Source organism: Streptomyces sp. NPDC089915, assembly GCF_040684675.1.
Classification (GTDB): Bacteria; Actinomycetota; Actinomycetes; order Streptomycetales; family Streptomycetaceae; genus Streptomyces.
The window spans coordinates 1-1,995 of the sequence record NZ_JBFBGN010000327.1 but is presented as its reverse complement, the minus strand read 5'-3'; the positions used below and the strand labels follow the sequence as shown (position 1 = coordinate 1,995).

1 protein-coding gene and 1 pseudogene are annotated in these 1,995 nt (G+C 71.8%); both read right to left on the bottom strand.

Translation table 11 applies throughout. The features are described 5' to 3' along the window. Positions 1 to 627: pseudogene (locus AB0O29_RS35445) on the bottom strand (hypothetical protein); the annotation flags it as partial. 199 nt (positions 628 to 826) lie between these two features. Further along, on the bottom strand, positions 827 to 1,561 hold the full coding sequence (locus tag AB0O29_RS35440) for a hypothetical protein (RefSeq protein ID WP_365160426.1): 735 nt from the start codon (positions 1,559 to 1,561) through the stop codon (positions 827 to 829). Positions 1,562 to 1,995 lie beyond the last annotated feature (434 nt).

The window sequence follows — 1,995 nt, the reverse complement described above, 5'->3', positions numbered from 1 at the left end:
CGCCGCGAGGAGGAGCGCTTCGTCGCCGCCGGCGTGGGCGGCGGCCTTCGTGTGGAGCTCGGCCAGTGGCGGGTTCAGACCGCTGCGCCAGATGCCGGCCACGGCCTGGAGGTAGGCGGGGACCGCGATCCGGTTGCGGCGCAGCGGCGGGCTGATGCGGCCGTGGAGCGCTATCCCGGGGTCGAGGGTGAGGCCCTCCGTGCGGATCCTCTGCCAGGTGGCGGGCGTCGCGACCAAGTCGACGAGGACGACCGTCGTGTCGGGGCGGCGGGGCTTGAGCTCGTTCGTCAGCCAGGACCACGGCAGACCGGTGTAGCGCAGGGTGGCCGGCGTCGTGCGGGCGAGCGCCAGATGGATCTCGTGCTGCCTGGTGTCGAGGTGGAGCTGGCCCGCGAGGATCAGCGTCAGGGGGCCCGGTGTGGCCGCGGCGGCGCGGATGCGGGTGAGGACCGTCTGCTGGTCCACCGGGTCGGCCAGCTCGACGATGGTCCCGGCACTCGTGCGGGTCAGCGTCGTCGGTGGGCAGGCCGCCAGGGTGGGCAGGACGCGGGTGGCGTCGATCAGCCGGCTCTTGCCGGTCGGAGCGGCGGCGAGCAGCAGCGCGGTCCCTGGTGCAGTCGTGGTCACACCAGCACCGTACGCCCGATCCGCCCAAGTCCGGTGCCGGCGACGTACTGGTCCGACTGCCGCGACAGGGGTGGGTGTCCGTAGGTGAGACGGAGGAATGAATGTCGGTGAGACTCGGCAACGCTTCCAGCCCGACAGGGCTCGGGATGTCGGTCAGAAGCAGAGACGACGGGATGCCACAGGTTCAACGGCACGGGGTTCAGCGGTCGTAGCGATGCGTGTAGGGGGTGTCCGGGCAGTTGCGGCAGACGAAGAAGTACATGCCTCCGCCGCCCAGGTACATGCGGTGTCCGAATGTGTCGAGGGCTGCGGGGTCCGCTTCGGCTCGCCAGGACGGGGTTTCGGCTTGGTCCCGGTCGGGGTTGCGTTCGTCCAGGGGGAGCCAACGGCCCATGCCCGCCTCGGTCGCGGTGACGCTGAGCAGGTGCTCCATGCGTGTGCGGCAGCCCGCGCAGTCAGGCCAGTCCGGCTGCTGGGTCCAGCTCGGATAGCCGCCGACCTTGCTCTGCTGGGTGGTGGCCACCTCGAAGTAGTCGAAGCCGCGTTCTTCCTCCAGGGCCTCGAAGCGCTCGCCGATCTGCTCGCTGAGTTCGTCAGGAAGGTCCCAGTTCGGGTATTCCAGGGCCGGCGTGGGGGACACCGTGCACGGGCGGGGCAGGTAGTCCCGCTCCGCGGTGTGCGGGCGGGGCGGTTGGCCGTCAGCGACGTCGGCGGCCGTCCGGGCCGTGTTGCGCCAGTGGAGCCGGGGGTTGGCCGTGTACTGGTCGTCCTCGTGTACGAGCGGGCACCACAGGATCTGCAGCAGGTCGGTGCCGGCAGGGAAGACGAGGTCGGGCACGTCCCGTGCGTACAGCTGGACCACCGGAACCATCGCGACCGGGTCAGGCCCGACGGGCGCGTCGCCCGGCTTGTAGTGGTCTGGTTCGGCACACATCGGCCAGGACTCACCGGCCGGCCACAGCAGCGGCCCGCCGATGGAGCTGTCGCCGGGGCCCGGCTGCCCGGCCCGGGGGTAGAGGAGTGTGACCGCGCGCGCCGTACCGGCAAGCTCTGGAAAGACCGACTCGACATCGAAGGGGATCGGTGCCAACGGGCGCGGCCTGGCCGGCCGGGCCTGAGGGGTGCCCTGCTGTACCTGCCCTGACGGCATGAGATCTCCTGCTGATGACGGTCGTACCCCGCCGACCTTAGCCCCCGCATCCGACAGCGGGCCGGCCGCGCCTCCAGCAGTCCTGGGTCGCGCCCATGGGAACGCGCCCTGTTACGGGGCGCACCACGGCGTGCGGACCAGGCCGACGGCCGAGACACCGGTCAGCAGGGCGCCGAAGCCGTTGAGCGCCGCCTTCGCCCGCCAGCCGCGCGGCCGCC